At 43.2% G+C, this 14,990-nt stretch carries 16 protein-coding genes and 1 pseudogene; 10 read left to right on the forward strand and 7 right to left on the reverse strand.

The features are described 5' to 3' along the window. Window positions 1-30: 30 nt before the first annotated feature. Window positions 31-1,080 (forward strand): glycosyltransferase family 4 protein, encoded by a 1,050-nt coding sequence (locus ACIQ0H_RS00250; protein ID WP_403409231.1) that lies wholly within the window; start codon window positions 31-33, stop codon window positions 1,078-1,080. A gap of 115 nt (window positions 1,081-1,195) precedes the next feature. On the opposite strand, the gene ACIQ0H_RS00255 is transcribed toward ACIQ0H_RS00250, so the two are convergent. Then, window positions 1,196-2,251, reverse strand: coding sequence for an LCP family protein (locus tag ACIQ0H_RS00255; protein ID WP_403409234.1), 1,056 nt, complete (start codon window positions 2,249-2,251; stop codon window positions 1,196-1,198). Between the two features lie 159 nt (window positions 2,252-2,410). Further along, the gene (locus tag ACIQ0H_RS00260) at window positions 2,411-3,043 is read right to left on the reverse strand and encodes a YigZ family protein (RefSeq protein WP_403409236.1); all 633 of its coding nucleotides are present in this window, start codon (window positions 3,041-3,043) and stop codon (window positions 2,411-2,413) included. Between the two features lie 149 nt (window positions 3,044-3,192). On the opposite strand from ACIQ0H_RS00260, the gene ACIQ0H_RS00265 reads away from it, so the two are divergent. From ACIQ0H_RS00265 to ACIQ0H_RS00280, 4 genes are all read left to right on the forward strand, one after another. After that, window positions 3,193-4,350, forward strand: coding sequence for a sensor histidine kinase (locus tag ACIQ0H_RS00265; protein WP_403409239.1), 1,158 nt, complete (start codon window positions 3,193-3,195; stop codon window positions 4,348-4,350). Window positions 4,351-4,372: 22 nt separating this feature from the next. Next, a complete protein-coding gene (locus ACIQ0H_RS00270) occupies window positions 4,373-5,047 on the forward strand; it encodes a response regulator (protein WP_403409242.1) in 675 nt (224 codons plus the stop codon). A gap of 536 nt (window positions 5,048-5,583) precedes the next feature. Next, window positions 5,584-6,159: a nuclear transport factor 2 family protein gene (locus ACIQ0H_RS00275; protein WP_403409245.1), complete on the forward strand. Its 576-nt coding sequence runs from the start codon at window positions 5,584-5,586 to the stop codon at window positions 6,157-6,159. Window positions 6,160-6,308: 149 nt separating this feature from the next. Further along, entirely contained in the window at window positions 6,309-6,665 is a 357-nt protein-coding gene (locus tag ACIQ0H_RS00280) for a YhjD family protein (RefSeq protein ID WP_403409248.1), read from the forward strand. A 184-nt stretch (window positions 6,666-6,849) separates the two neighbouring features. Here ACIQ0H_RS00280 and ACIQ0H_RS00285 read toward each other — a convergent pair whose 3' ends face one another. The 3 genes from ACIQ0H_RS00285 to ACIQ0H_RS00295 all read right to left on the reverse strand — a co-directional run bounded on the left by ACIQ0H_RS00285 (window position 6,850) and on the right by ACIQ0H_RS00295 (window position 9,436). Next, on the reverse strand, window positions 6,850-7,377 hold the full coding sequence (locus ACIQ0H_RS00285; RefSeq protein WP_403409251.1) for a competence protein ComK: 528 nt from the start codon (window positions 7,375-7,377) through the stop codon (window positions 6,850-6,852). Window positions 7,378-7,675: 298 nt separating this feature from the next. Further along, complete coding sequence (locus ACIQ0H_RS00290) at window positions 7,676-8,839, reverse strand: M20 family metallopeptidase (RefSeq protein ID WP_403409254.1); 1,164 nt, start codon at window positions 8,837-8,839, stop codon at window positions 7,676-7,678. Between the two features lie 78 nt (window positions 8,840-8,917). After that, window positions 8,918-9,436 carry an antibiotic biosynthesis monooxygenase family protein gene (locus ACIQ0H_RS00295; RefSeq protein ID WP_403409257.1) on the reverse strand — a complete coding sequence of 173 codons (519 nt, stop codon included), beginning with the start codon at window positions 9,434-9,436 and terminating at the stop codon, window positions 8,918-8,920. A 203-nt stretch (window positions 9,437-9,639) separates the two neighbouring features. Between ACIQ0H_RS00295 and hemE the strand changes: the two genes are divergently transcribed. The 3 genes from hemE to hemY are packed head-to-tail and all read left to right on the forward strand — an operon-like array spanning window position 9,640 to window position 13,087. Then, entirely contained in the window at window positions 9,640-10,680 is a 1,041-nt protein-coding gene (hemE, locus tag ACIQ0H_RS00300) for a uroporphyrinogen decarboxylase (RefSeq protein WP_403409260.1), read from the forward strand. A 30-nt stretch (window positions 10,681-10,710) separates the two neighbouring features. Continuing rightward, window positions 10,711-11,643, forward strand: coding sequence for a ferrochelatase (gene hemH / locus ACIQ0H_RS00305; protein WP_403409263.1), 933 nt, complete (start codon window positions 10,711-10,713; stop codon window positions 11,641-11,643). 28 nt (window positions 11,644-11,671) lie between these two features. Beyond that, window positions 11,672-13,087 (forward strand): protoporphyrinogen oxidase, encoded by a 1,416-nt coding sequence (gene hemY / locus ACIQ0H_RS00310; protein ID WP_403409266.1) that lies wholly within the window; start codon window positions 11,672-11,674, stop codon window positions 13,085-13,087. A 114-nt stretch (window positions 13,088-13,201) separates the two neighbouring features. Here the strand turns inward: hemY and yhfH (ACIQ0H_RS00315) are convergent, their stop codons facing one another. Then, window positions 13,202-13,330, reverse strand: coding sequence for a protein YhfH (gene yhfH, locus ACIQ0H_RS00315; RefSeq protein WP_403409269.1), 129 nt, complete (start codon window positions 13,328-13,330; stop codon window positions 13,202-13,204). A gap of 78 nt (window positions 13,331-13,408) precedes the next feature. Next, on the reverse strand, window positions 13,409-13,534 hold the full coding sequence (yhfH, locus tag ACIQ0H_RS00320) for a protein YhfH (RefSeq protein ID WP_340740133.1): 126 nt from the start codon (window positions 13,532-13,534) through the stop codon (window positions 13,409-13,411). A 140-nt stretch (window positions 13,535-13,674) separates the two neighbouring features. Between yhfH (ACIQ0H_RS00320) and lplA the strand changes: the two genes are divergently transcribed. Together lplA and ACIQ0H_RS00330 are read left to right on the forward strand one after the other, a co-directional pair. Next, the gene (gene lplA, locus ACIQ0H_RS00325; protein ID WP_403409272.1) at window positions 13,675-14,667 is read left to right on the forward strand and encodes a lipoate--protein ligase; all 993 of its coding nucleotides are present in this window, start codon (window positions 13,675-13,677) and stop codon (window positions 14,665-14,667) included. 20 nt (window positions 14,668-14,687) lie between these two features. Then, window positions 14,688-14,990 (forward strand): annotated as a pseudogene (locus tag ACIQ0H_RS00330) (hypothetical protein); the annotation flags it as partial.

The raw sequence follows: 14,990 nt of genomic DNA on the forward strand, positions 1-14,990 counted from the left end.
AAATTAATGATTTACTTAGGGAGGAAGGACATGTTATTCCTTGCAATGGCTGCTGCTTTTGTAGCCTCCATAATATTGACTCCGCTCGTTATAAAATTAGCATTCCGAATCGGAGCGGTTGATCGTCCAAACTACCGGAAAGTACATGCATCCGTCATGCCGCGTATTGGCGGACTTGCCATATTTGGAGCGTTTTTGATTGGTTATTTTATTTTACTACCGGAAGATAACAACGTAAATGAAACTGCGATTATCATCGGTGCCCTCATTATCATTGTGACAGGTTTCTTAGATGATATGCTTGAAATCACTGCAAAAATAAAACTTGCCGGTCAATTGACTGCGGCACTTGTCGTTGTTACTTGGGGCGGTTTACAAATCGAATTTATTACTTTACCGTTTATCGGTCAATTGGATTTTGGATATTGGAGTATTCCTATCACAATTATTTGGATCATCGGCATTACGAATGCTATCAACCTGATTGATGGCTTGGATGGCTTGGCTGCTGGTGTTTCCACAATTGCACTGATTACCATGACAGTCATGGCATTGATTATGGGCAATGTTTTCGTTGCCGCTATGGCAGCAATACTTGCAGCAAGTTCGCTGGGCTTCCTGTTTTTCAACTTCCATCCAGCGAAAATTTTTATGGGTGATACGGGATCATTGTTCCTTGGGTTTATGATTTCGGTCTTGGCGTTATTAGGATTTAAAAATGTCACTGTTGTGTCACTTATTATCCCAATAATTTTGCTGGGTGTTCCAATTTCTGATACATTCTTTGCAATTGTTCGTCGTATTCGTACGAAACAACCGATTATGGCACCAGACAAATCACATTTACATCATTGTCTGCTACGCGTTGGCTTTTCTCATCGACAAACGGTTTTAGTTATTTATGGGTTGGCTATTCTATTCGGTGTTGCAGCAATCCTCTTTTCACAAGCGACAGTATGGGGAGCCATCTTACTCATTATTGTTATGCTCATCGCAATTGAGTTGTTCGTTGAAGTAATTGGTCTTGCAGGTAAGAACTACCGACCATTGCTGAATATCTTGCGATTGATTGGAAAATAATATAAAAAATCCGGTTATCTACCTTGCTCCATTCTGGTAGTATGGCCGGATTTTTTATATTTTATGTAAACAATTTAAAAAATGCTAGGCGAAATTTTCGCCTAGCATTTTCTTATTAATTATCGTAGGGGGGTTCCGAGGCTTCGTCTGCTGAGCCGACGATCTGTGAACCCCTGTCAGTTAGGTTGGAAGAGTCTGGAATAACACCGAGATGCGATTGTAATAGCTGCTGTACTTCGCTTAAATCTGATTCATCGAGTTTCCAATAGTAAACGCCTGTTGACATATCGTCATAGCCATTCAAGCTAATGGTGTCGACTTGCGGTAGGCCGCCTTTGGCATAATCCAAGAAGGATTTCATTTCATCGAACGTCATATCAGTCTTCATGTTGTCACCAACAGCTTCGATCACGTCACCATACTTGGTGACGGACTTAACGGAGACAGCCTGTTTCATAATGGCCTGTAAAATCATTTGTTGACGTTTACCGCGCTCAACGTCTGTATCGAGTTTACGCGTCCGAGCAAGTGCCAGAGCGTGTTTGCCGTCTAAATGTTGAAGTCCCTTTTTAAGGTGAATCGTGTATTTGTCGTTCTCGTCTTTTTCAGTTCGGTTGTATGGGACCTCTGCTTCGATTCCACCAAGAGCATCAACGACATCAATGAAAGCGTTGAAATTCATTTTTACATAGTAATCTACGGGTATATCAAATAATTCCTCAACGGCATCAACCGTCGCTCCTGTTCCACCAAATGCATGAGCATGCGTAATTTTATCTTTGTATCCTACTTTCGGAATGTATACGTAGGAATCTCGCGGAATACTTACTAGTTTTACTGATTTACTTTTTTTATTTAGCGTAGCGAAAAGTAATGCATCTGATCGACTATTACCATCACCTTGATGGCGTTCTTCGCTGTCATCTACGCCAATGAATAGGATGGAAACATTATCATTCGCGGGTTCGACTTTTGTTTCGCGTTCCGCAGGTTTGATCCTATTGGGGATGGCCTCGTATGCTTGATCCGCCGCATTGGAAGCTTTTTTCTGTAAAGATGCACCGTAGGCGACAACAGCAACAAATAGAGAAAATGTAAGAAGAATTAAAACCTTAATGACTAAGCGTTTATTAGATGATTTTTTTCGTTTTTTAAAGTCTTTTCTTTTCATTCAAAGTTCCTCCGAACTGGCTATGTAACAATTTTTCCATAGCTAATCATATAAGTGACAGAAAATTATCATTTATTACAGACATGACAGGGGGATTCATTAGACAAAAAAGTACAACCTTTCTTATTATACTATCTTCTTAGCAAAACGTATACTTTTTCAAATGTCGAATTCTAGAAATTCGCTAGAATATGATAAAAGTTCGGCTTGGCCATTCGTGAGTTCAGTCATCCATTTAGTGAATTCGTCTAATTCCGCGACCGGTACGTACATAAAAAGATCTACACCATCTGCGTAGGTAATTTCTTTTAGTGGGTAGGGAGATTGTCTTGCCTCGTTTTCAACTTTACCCAGCCAGGTATAGTCGATGGATACTTTCATTAACAGATGTTGTTTTCGTAAAACGACCCCCGTAGACGAGATACCTTCTGTAGTGGCACGCCCATATGCGCGTATCAATCCACCTCCGCCAAGCTTGATACCGCCAAAATAGCGCGTTACGACAACAACCGTGTCTTTAAGACCCTGTTTCTTTAAGACTTCCAACATGGGGACGCCTGCTGTTCCAGACGGTTCGCCGTCGTCATTCGCCTTTTGAATGTTATCGTGTTCGCCAATCATATAAGCTGAGCAATTATGGCTTGCTGTATGATGTCTTTTTTTGATGTCTTGAATAAATTCGAGTGCCTCCTGCTCCGTTTCTACACGTTTCACATAGGTTAGGAATTTCGACTTTTGGATGACTAGTTCATTTTCACCATAATTTTTTACTGTATAATAATCTGCTCGCATTTGCGGCACCTCCATCAATTGTAATACAATTATAATATTTAATGGGTCCTATGATGATATACTAAATGAAGTGTGTAGGGAAATCGTCATTCCTGCACTACTCCTCAAGTTATTGTATAATTTTCAAGTTGTTGCCAGGAGGGAATGAAATGAAGGAAAATGCGATTGACATCCGAACACTGGATACTATTTTTAATAGTATGGTCCGTGTAATGGATCAGTCCAAGAACGATATCTTTATTATAAGTGAACAGAGCCGTAAAAGCTTTGAAGATATGGAAAAAGAGTTGGCAGAAGTCAAAGAAGATATTTCCCGGGCAATAACAGAATGCGATTACTTGGAAGATATGACACGACGTTCTCGTCTACGTCTCGCTGATGTTTCGAAGAATTTTACGAAGTACTCAGAGACTCAGGTGAGAGAGGCTTATGAAGTGGCGAATGATTTGCTTGTTCGATTATCCATTAATCGGATGGAGGAGAAGCAGTTACGTATTCGGCGGGACGAATTGGATAGGCGCCTGCTGGCCCTCCTCGAGACGATTAAAAAGGCAGATCAACTTGTCAGTCAAGTAACTACAGTCATTAACTATTTGAATATGGATTTGAAGGATGTAGGAGAAGCACTTGAAACAGCGAGACATAAGCAGGAGTTCGGCATCCGCATTATTCAAGCGCAGGAAGACGAGCGCAAAAGGATTTCTCGTGATATTCATGACGGACCGGCGCAAATGTTGGCGAATGTGTTGATTCGCTCTGGGTTGATTGAAAAGACGTTTGCTGAAAAAGGGCCGGAACTTGCCCTGCTGGAACTTACCGATCTTAAAGAGATGGTAAGGGGGGCACTTTATGAGGTCCGTCGTATCATATATGATCTGCGTCCGATGGCACTTGATGATCTTGGGTTGATTCCGACACTGCGGAAATATTTGTCGACGGTTGAGGAATATGAACAGGGTGCTGAGATTCACTTCCAAAATACGGGGCAGGAGCAGCGTTTTCTGTCAGATTTTGAAGTGTCGGTCTTCCGACTGGTGCAGGAATCAGTATCAAATGCACTTAAACATGGAAAATCGAAGGACATTTGGGTGAAAATTGAATGGCTTCGCGATATAATGAATATTATCATCAAAGATAATGGGCGAGGATTCGATCAAAATGAAGTGAAAGATAAGTCTTTCGGCTTGATCGGGATGCGAGAGCGTATAGAATTGCTAAAAGGTGATATGACAATTACTTCGGCAATTGGAAACGGAACGACAATTTATTTCCGGCTTCCATTACGAAATGAAATAATTACCGGTTAGATATAAATGGGAGGAAATGCAGATGACAAAAATTTTAATTGTAGATGATCACCAATTGTTCCGTGAAGGGGTAAAACGTATTCTAGATTTTGAAGATTCGTTTGAGGTTGTTGCCGAGGGGGATGACGGCAGCGAAGTGAAGGGACTCTATGAACAATTTGAGCCTGATGTTGTACTAATGGACATTAATATGCCGCGTATGAACGGTGTCGATGCGACGGAAGAACTGATTGCGGATTTTCCGAATGCAAAAGTGATCATGCTCTCGATTCATGATGATGAATCGTATGTATCGCATGCACTAAAAACAGGGGCACTAGGCTATATGCTGAAAGAAATGGATGCGGATGCAATTGTCCAAGCCATTAAAGTGGTTGCATCGGGCGGTTCGTACCTTCATCCGAAAGTGACACATAATTTAGTTAGCGAATTCCGTCGTTTGAGCGAACGTGAACATAAAGGGTCTTTCCAACAAAATGATATCCGCCGTCCTTTCCACTTGCTCACTAAACGCGAGTGTGAAGTGTTGCAGTTATTAACGGATGGACAAAGTAACCGCACAATCGGGGAGACGTTGTTTATCTCTGAGAAAACGGTCAAGAACCACGTATCAAGCATTTTACAGAAGATGGCTGTTAATGACCGAACACAAGCGGTTGTCACAGCGATTAAAAATGGTTGGGTTGAAGTAAAGTAAATAATGAGTGAGGGCTTTCCGTTTGGAGGAGCCCTTTCATTCTGTTAAGATCAGAAAATAATTGCTTTTTAACTTATATATGTTGAATGAAAGAATCCTATCTACAACGCTTGGGGATGCCTCCCGCGATAAGCCTGCTAGAAAACCACTAGTGGGGAGGGATTGAACTGCATCCCTCCTTAGTCTTATCGCTTCGGCTACCCCAGTAAGGCGCCTTCGCTGGAGATTAGGTGAGAATCATAAGTTCAACATATATAGGTCAGTGTCTAGACTCCGGGCGCTAGTCGCTCGAGTCGCTTCAGTAGGGAGGGATTGAAGTACATCTCTCCTCCTTGCTGATAAAGGCAAAGGGCGCAATTGTCTTCGAGTCTTCCGACGTACAGGACGTACTCGTGCCAACGTTACCACAGGACATGGCGAAATTAGTCGGCCAGTAGGGAAGGATTGAAATTCATCCTTCAGGGAAGGATTGAACTCTATCCTTCCTACTTGTCGCGTCTGGCAGGCGGCCTGCGCATTTCTAGAGGAGGAAAAAAATGAAGAAAATAGTTGTTTTTTCGATGATGTCAATGTTATTGCTACTAGGTGCGTGCAGTAAGGATGAGGGGGGCGCTTCCAATGGGGGCTCTGCTACTGATGGTGAAGCGACACCTGGTTTTGGTACAATCGATCATGGGGTGGATGAGAAAAAAGTAGGCTTTAACCTGTCGGATGGCTCAATTGAAGAGGCTGCGAATGTACCGGTAGGTGAAAAAGAGAAAATTTTAGCCGTATTTACTTCGTATATTGATCGATTAAATAACAAGGATATTGATGGTTATTTTGACATCTTGTCAGATCAATCGGGGAGTTTCGATAAAGTAGAAGAGCGTTCTTATTTGGAGCAGACATTTGAGGAATATGATGTTACTCGTGAAGTTTCGGATGTAACGGTTGTGACATACAGTGAGAACGAAGCACAAGTATTTGCAAATTTACAGACTAAAATGAAACAATTGTCGAGTGGACTTGAAACGAATCCAAGTGGCAGACAGGTAACTGTTTTTACGAAGGATGATGGCGAATGGAAAGTTTCAGCCGTGCATTATCTTGGTGATGAGGCAAAAAAATAAATAATGTCAGACTCCTAGCGATCGTGGCTGGGAGTTTTTTTGTCTAGATTTCACGTAATCAAATTCCTTAATTTGTTGGTTGATAATTACGAGGTAGGGGCATATAATAAAAATACGAACTAGTGTTCTTTTAGAGGGGAGGGGCTTAAATGCCTTTAATTTCCGCAGAGGCATTGTCACACTTTGAGAATATGATTTATTTGCCGATGCTTATCACCATTTTGGAACGGGATCGAAATGTATTTGAAAAAAGTCCTTTCAAGTTGAAAGGACCTTACGTTAAACTCGTCGATGAAGCAACCAAGCTTGTACGTGCTGAGTTGAAGGCGACAAACATCTATTTACGACGCCATAATATGAACATGCTACGTGGCGAGACTGATGATACATTTACCGAATATATTTTCTTGCACGGTGGCTACGAAGAACACCGGCGTTATTTGAACGTTCGCTTGCGAAATAGAACCGAAGAGCTGTTGAGTGTTTACTTTGCGATGGCTGGATAACTAAGCATGCCACCGAGTTGTATTGCGTCTAGATCCACTAAAGAAGTTAGCCGTTGTTGCATTCTTGGCGACAACGGCTAACTGCGTTGCATTTGGCAGGTCTAGGGCTTCCTGGAAAGGTCTGCGACATCCACCGATGGTTACCTTATCCAATGGGAGCTAAATCCTCATTGGATAAAATGAATCATTCCTCTTCGAACTGGTTGAAGCCTCCAAAAGAAGACGGTCTGTTTAACTGTCTTTGCTTATGTAAAAAATTCTTTTCTAAAAGTTTAGCGAATGAAAATTGGCGGTACATCGTTGTAGCTGAAACATTTAACTTGAAAGTACGGTTATTTTCCAAAAAGATAATACTGCCCATATTGTCAGGCACGATATGATCAATCGCATTATATGAAATCCAGGTATTATGTTCAGAGTTTGGTGACATGGTAGGTAAAAAGATATAAGGTATCCCGAAATCATGTGCCACGATAATCGGTGTCTTATGACGGTTCCCAAGAGCTAGTTTTGCTGCATTGGTGGAACCACGCAAAGACCCGCCATAATAATCACAAGAACTTTTCACGATGTGGATAGGCTTTTTTGACACACGCAATTCTCCATTACGTTCAACAACAAGCGTTGATAATGTGTTACCTGTAACGATAGGCTGCAACATAAATGTGTCGAATGAGATGATGTAATTTGACGTCTGTTTTTGTCTTTTCAATTGAATCCCTCCTAATATTTAAAACATCTAATTATTATTATAAATCAGAAAATTATAAATGCAACCCTTTTCTGAACATTTGTAACTATATATACTTCAAAATCGTAAAACCTATTATATTGTAAATAAATTACATATGATAAGTCTAATTACACAATTACTAAAAGTGAAAAATGTGTACGAAATTACCTGGTGTAACATAGGTAAACTACATGCTTTGTGCTGGTTAACACCAGACGGCGGATAATAGGCCATAAAAAAACCTTCCACTCAGTTGACGAGGGAAGGCTGGTCGTTATTATTCTTGATAATCAATCGCAGCGGCGCCTAAAGTCTTTGCTGCGAGAAGCATGGCGCTTTCATCGAAGTCGAATTTTGGGTGATGATGCGGGTAGGGATCCGCAGGTTTGGCACCCGTGAAGAAAAAGGTTCCTGGTACTTTTTCAAGGTAATAGGCAAAATCCTCGCCGCCCATTTGCGGAGTGGATTCCACAACAGATTGAGCACCTGGAACACTTTCCGCTACCGTCTTCAAAAATTCAGTTTCTGTGGCATGGTTGACGACGGCTGGATACCCACGTTCAAATGTGAAATCGATGGTACAGTTATTCGCCAGTGCCGTGCCGTCCACAACGCGTTTCATCTCAAGTTCCATCAAATCGCGCACCTTTGGATCAAATGAGCGAACGGTCCCACTGAGCCTCGCAGAATCGGCTATGATATTGAAGGCGTTTTCAGCGACAAATGAACCGATAGATAAGACGGCAGAATCAATGGGATTAACACGACGGGAAACAAGTTGCTGTAAATTCATGACGAGCTGTGCGCCGATAACGATGGCATCCTTCGTCTGATGGGGAGCTGCGCCATGACCACCAGCGCCTTGAATGGTAATTGTAAAACGATCAGCTGCCGCCATGACAGGCCCCGTTAAATATTCGATGGTTCCAGAAGGCGTCAACGACCAGAGGTGGGTGCCAAAAATAACATCGACACCATCTAGGCAACCCGCTTCAATCATTGAAATGGCGCCACCTGGAGCATATTCCTCCGCATGTTGGTGGATGAAAACATATTCGCCGGCAAGATCTTCTTGTAATTCGTGAATCGCTTTTGCCACTTGGAGTAACGTAGCTGTATGTCCGTCATGACCACATGCGTGCATGACACCAGGCACCGTGGATTTGTACGGTACATCTTTTTCATCTTGGATAGGCAAAGCATCAAAATCAGCGCGCAATGCAACTGTTTTACCGGGTCTTCCGCCTTTTACGCGTGCAACGACGCCGTTACCACCTACACCATTTTGTACGTCAATGCCAAGATTTGCATAGAAATCATAGATATATTGTGCGGTTTGTTCTTCCTTAAAAGATAATTCGGGATGCATATGAAGGTGACGGCGGATGATGACCATGTCTTCAAACGCACTATCTAACTTTTCGAACAACTGATTTTTCAATGGACTGCCCCTTTCAAACAAGTTATTTCTACTATTATAACAAACATCCGAAAGGGAGCAATCGACCAATGGCAATGGTTATGCGTCGGTCTCTTTTGTCTGGGCAATATAAGTTGTCTCAAAAGCTGCTTCCGTAAAAAGATGGAGTGTACGGTCAACGCCCGCGTCTGAAGGATTCGTTAAATGTGCATCATGAAAAGAAGAAGAATTTTTCCACATGTCAAAATACGTACTAGTGGACCACTCCGTCATGACAATATAGGCGTCTGACTGAAGGGGGCGTAGCAGGCGAAAAGCGGTGAATCCGAGTGCTTCAGTAATCGTCGGCAATTGCTCCTTAAAGCTATGTTCAAATATAGGGCGGCCTTCATCCGTAACGGGAATATGATTAAGCACAAAATAACCCTCCTCTTTAAGCGTGCCCGAAGAGGCGATGACTTCATAGCGACGTGGTGTTTGGAAAACGGTTTCGCCGTTCGTTTCATGCACCAATAAGGAATCATTTCCGGCGTGCATGACAACCATCATTTCTTTTGCATGCTTCTCTCTTAACTGCTCCATAAAACCTGGTGTTCCAGATGTTATAAAAATATTCATGTCCGAAAACCTCCTTAAATTCTTCTTCTATATATCTTCCCCGATTTGGGCGATTAAAACAAATAATGGCGATTAATCGATAAAGACGCACAACTTTATGACAAGAGGGGCTAAACACTATACTTTGCATAGCGAAACGTCTATATTTGAGTACGGATAGGAACACGGAACTGCCATTATAAATGAAGGTGGGAATAGATAATATGACACAATTTAACGATACACTACTCCGCGCAGCACGGGGCGAAAAGATTGAACATACACCAGTCTGGTACATGAGACAGGCGGGACGTTCGCAGCCTGAATATTTGAAAATAAAAGAGAAATACTCATTGGAAGAAATCACGCATCAGCCTGAACTTTGCGCTTATGTGACCAAGCTGCCAGTTGACCAGTATAACGTTGATGCGGCTATTTTATATAAAGATATTGTAACGCCTTTACCAGGACTTGGCGTTGATGTGAAGATCAAGGCTGGGGTGGGTCCGGTTATCTCAAACCCAATCCGTACTGTTCAAGATGTCCATAATCTTGGCGATTTATCACCAGAGGATGACATTCCGTTTGTACTCGATACGATTAAAATGCTGACACGGGAGCAATTGACTGTTCCGCTTATCGGTTTTGCGGGTGCACCGTTTACACTTGCGAGCTATATGATTGAAGGCGGTCCTTCGAAAAGCTATAACTTAACGAAGTCGTTCATGGTATCAGAACCAGAAGCGTGGTTTGCCTTGATGGATAAACTGGCGGATATGACGATTACGTACATTACTGCACAAGTTGCAGCAGGTGCGAAAGCGATTCAAATCTTTGATTCGTGGGTAGGGGCGTTGAATGTTGCGGATTACCGTATCTTCATCAAACCTGTCATGACGCGCATTTTTACAGAACTACGTAAATTGAATGTGCCACTTATTACATTCGGCGTCGGCGCAAGCCACTTGGCGAATGAATGGCATGATTTGCCGGTAGACGTTGTGGGTCTAGATTGGCGCTTGTCCATCAAAGAAGCTGGCGAGCGAGGCATGACAAAACCGTTACAAGGTAATCTTGACCCATCGCTGCTGTTAGCAGATTGGAACATTATCGAAGAACGTGCAAAAGTGATCATCGAGCAAGGTGTAGAGCATGGAAATCATATCTTCAACTTGGGTCATGGCGTATTCCCAGATGTAAAACCTGCTACATTGAAAAAGCTTACTGAATTGATTCATAGTTATAGTGCACAGTTGCGTAAATGACGCACTGAACCCAACAAAGAGGTGAATGTGATGACGAAAAAAACAATGGGACTTTTAGTCATGGCGTACGGAACGCCGAATAAGGAAGAGGATATTGAATCGTATTACACGCATATCCGCCACGGCCGTCCGCCAGCACCGGAACAATTGGAGGATCTCCGTAATCGCTACGCGGCAATCGGTGGAATCTCTCCACTCGCTAAAATTACGGAAGACCAAGCGGATGCGCTTTGCAATCGTTTGAATGAAGTGCAGGATGACATTGAATTTAAAGTCTATATCGGTTTAAAGCATATTGCGCCGTTTATTGAAGACGCGGTAGAGAAAATGCATGCAGATGGCATTAAAGAAGCCGTTTCTATCGTACTAGCCCCACACTTTTCAACGTTTTCCGTCAAGTCGTATAATGGACGCGTGCAAGAAGAAGCGGACAAGCTTGGCATGACCGTTACATCAGTTGAAAGTTGGTACAAACAGCCGAAGTTTATCGACTATTGGGCGGGCAAAGTACGTGGAACGTTCGAAAGTATGAGTGAGGAAGAGCGCGCGGCTGCATGTCTGATTGTTTCAGCGCATTCATTGCCTGAAAAGATTTTGGCAAATGGTGATCCTTATGCGGACCAGTTGAAAGAAACAGCTGATTTAATCGCCGCTGCAGCTGGTGTGGACAACTATGAAGTTGGCTGGCAAAGTGAAGGGCAGACACCTGAACCGTGGCTCGGGCCAGATGTTCAGGATTTGACTCGTAGTTTGTATACGAACAAAAGCTATCATACATTTGTTTACACGCCAGTTGGATTCGTTTCCGATCATCTTGAAGTGCTGTACGACAATGATTATGAATGTAAAGTTGTTTGTGATGACATCGGAGCTTCTTATTATCGTCCGGAGATGCCGAACGTCAATCCGCTATTTGTCGATGCAATGGTGGATGCGGTGTTTGATAAAATGAAGCAAGACTAATACTATCGATGGAAAGTGATGATGGACTATGACTGAACAAAACAAAAAAGTCGTCATCGTCGGGGGAGGGATTACAGGTCTCTCCGCGGCGTTTTATATGCAAAAAGAAGCGCGTGAAAAAGGACTTCCACTCGATGTGATTCTTGTTGAAGCGTCGAACCGTCTGGGTGGTAAGATCCAAACGGTGCGGCGTGATGGTTTTGTCATCGAGCGTGGTCCGGATTCATTTTTAATTCGCAAAAAAAGTGTGGGTCTGCTGGCAGAAGAGCTGGGTATTGAAGGACAACTTGTGAAAAATGCAACCGGACAAGCCTATGTATATGTCGACGGTACGCTCCATCCGATTCCCGGTGGTTCTGTGATGGGCGTTCCTACAGAAGTAAGCCCATTCCTGAAGTCAGGATTATTTTCGTGGGCGGGAAAAATACGTGCAGCGGGGGATTTCATTCTTCCGCGATCTGATGTGAAGGGCGACCAATCACTGGGTGGCTTTTTCCGTAGGCGGTTTGGCGGGGAAATCGTTGAAAATTTGATCGAACCGCTTCTATCAGGGGTTTACGCTGGGGATATCGATCATATGAGCTTGCAATCGACGTTTCCGCAGTTTTACGAAGTGGAAAAGAAACATCGCAGCCTTATTTTGGGGATGAAAAAGACTACGCCTAAACAATTGCCACAGAAAAACAGCCATAGCGCGAAGAAGGAAGGCGTCTTCCATACATTCCGCAACGGGCTTGACACGTTAGTAGATGCAATCGAGCAACAACTGGAACCAGGATCTGTCATAACAGGTGTTCGCACCGAGTCGATTGTCTCTCAGGGGGATAAGACCATCGTTGGGTTGAATGATGGACGGAAAATCGAAGCGGATGCTGTCATTTTGACGACAGGTCATGAGATGGCAAGTCGTTTATTTGCACCGCATGGTCTGCTACAGGACTTAGGGCAAATTCCAACCACTTCTGTGGCCACAATTGCGCTCGCATTTCCTGAAGCCTCTGTCGTGCAGGACAAAGAAGGAACGGGTTTTCTCGTTTCGAGAAGAAGTGATTTTTCGATTACAGCCTGTACGTGGACACATCGTAAGTGGCCTACATCAACGCCAGAAGGAAAAGTGCTAATTCGTGCATTTGTAGGGCGAGTGGGTGATGAGGCGATTGTTGATTTGCCAGACGCTGAAATTGAAAAAATCGTTCTTGCTGATCTAGGGAAAATCATGACGATCAAAGGCAATCCAGATTTCACAGTAGTGACCAGGTGGAAAAAAGATAGACCGCAGTATCGTGTCGGGCACAAACAACGTATTGAGGCGGCACGTATGGAACTGCAAGCGAAGTTTCCGCAGGTGAAGCTAGCAGGCGCTTCTTATAACGGTGTCGGGTTGCCCGATTGTATCGACCAAGGGAAAGCGGCAGTGAAAGAGATCATGGATGATCTGTTTTAACTAAATTGGGTTAGCCTACTTTCGAAAACTGCATAGATATATGCCGAGTAATATTGGATTGAATGTAAAAAAAAACAGCCGTAGGGGGATGATCTCCACGGCTGTTTTGGTTTATTAGAGAATATTACAAGAATCGCATTTGTTGCCGTAGCACTCATGCTGCTCTTCAATTTCTTTTCCACAAGACGTACAAACTTTAGCAGGCAGGTTTTTAAAAAACTCGATGACGTTTTCAAGCATCATTCATTCTCCCCTTTTAGGTTGTATTAGTACTAATATACAATTGGACAACTTGTAATAGTACAGGTGTTGTAAAAAAAATCACACTATATTGCAAGAATCGCATTTGTTGCCGTAGCATTCATGCTGTTCTTCAATTTCATTACCACAAGACGTACAGACTTTGGCAGGTAGGTTTTTGAAAAACTCGATGACGTTTTCGATCAAGATTCATTCTCCCCTTTCAGTTTGTACTAGTACTGCATTTGTAATTATCAGTGTATTATAACAGAGGATCAAATGTCAACACATTTCACCACTTTTCAGATAAAATAAACGAGAGTCTATTTAAATAGGGAGCGATTTGCATGTATTTCATTGATAATAAAGGGATTACTGACCCGCGCATCAACCTCGCAATCGAGGAGTATGCGCTGAAGAATATGGACATCGACAAAGATTCATTTTTGCTGTTCTATATCAACGAACCATCCATCATCATCGGAAAAAATCAGAACACGGTGGAGGAGATTGATACAGATTATGTGGATGTCAATGGCATTCATGTGGTTCGACGTCTATCTGGTGGCGGCGCTGTCTATCATGACCATGGCAATTTGAATTTTAGCTTTATCACGAAAGACGATGGGGAGTCATTCCGGAATTTTAAGAAGTTTACGGAACCGGTCGTTCAAGCGTTAGCTGAATTAGGTGTGAAAGCAGAACTTCTCGGACGTAATGATATTTTGGTTGAGGGACGTAAAATTTCTGGGAATGCACAGTTTTCAACGAATGGCCGCATGTTCAGCCATGGAACGCTGATGTTTGACACGGAAATTGAGCGAGTGGTTTCAGCGCTGAAAGTACGGAAAGACAAAATTGAATCCAAGGGTATCAAATCTATTCGTAGCCGAGTGGCTAACATTACAGAATTCCTGAACGAGCCCATGACAATTGAACAGTTCAGGTTGCAGCTATTGACATCAATCTTCGGCGGCGAAGAAAAGATACAGTATATGGAGTTGACGGATGACGATTGGACCAAGATTCGTGCATTATCCAAGGAACGCTATGCGAACTGGGATTGGAATTACGGCAAATCACCAAAATTCAATATGCAACATTCTCATCGTTTCCCGGTAGGGGGGATCGATGTCCATCTGGATGTCACGAAAGGCATGATTGAGAATGTGAATATTTTCGGCGATTTCTTCGGCGTCGGCGAAGTTGCCGTGATCGAAGAAAGCTTAACGGGAGTTCAGTATGATCGTCAGTCAATGAGCGACGCATTGGCTACTATTGATATTCCAACTTATCTTGGTGGTATTACAAAAGAAGAATTTTTACAGCTGATTTATTGATGAGTGATGGGGCCTGACATATGTCAGGCTTCTTTTTTATGATGAATTTGGCTCCGCACAAAGAGGAATCTCCCGCGCGCAAAGAGGAATCTCCCGCGCGCAAAGAGGAATCTCCCGTGCGCAAAGAGGAATCTCCCGCGCGCAAAGAGGAATCTCCCGCGCGCAAAGAGGAATCTCCCGCGCGCAAAGAGGAATCTCCCGCGCGCAAAGAGGAATCTCCCGCGCACAAAGAGGAGTCTCCCGCGCGCAAAGAGGAATCTCCCGCGCGCAAAGAGGAATCTCCCGCGCGCAAAGAGGAATCTCCCGCGCGCAAAGAGGAATCT

The organism is Sporosarcina sp. NPDC096371, assembly GCF_044762865.1.
GTDB lineage: Bacteria > Bacillota > Bacilli > Bacillales_A > Planococcaceae > Sporosarcina.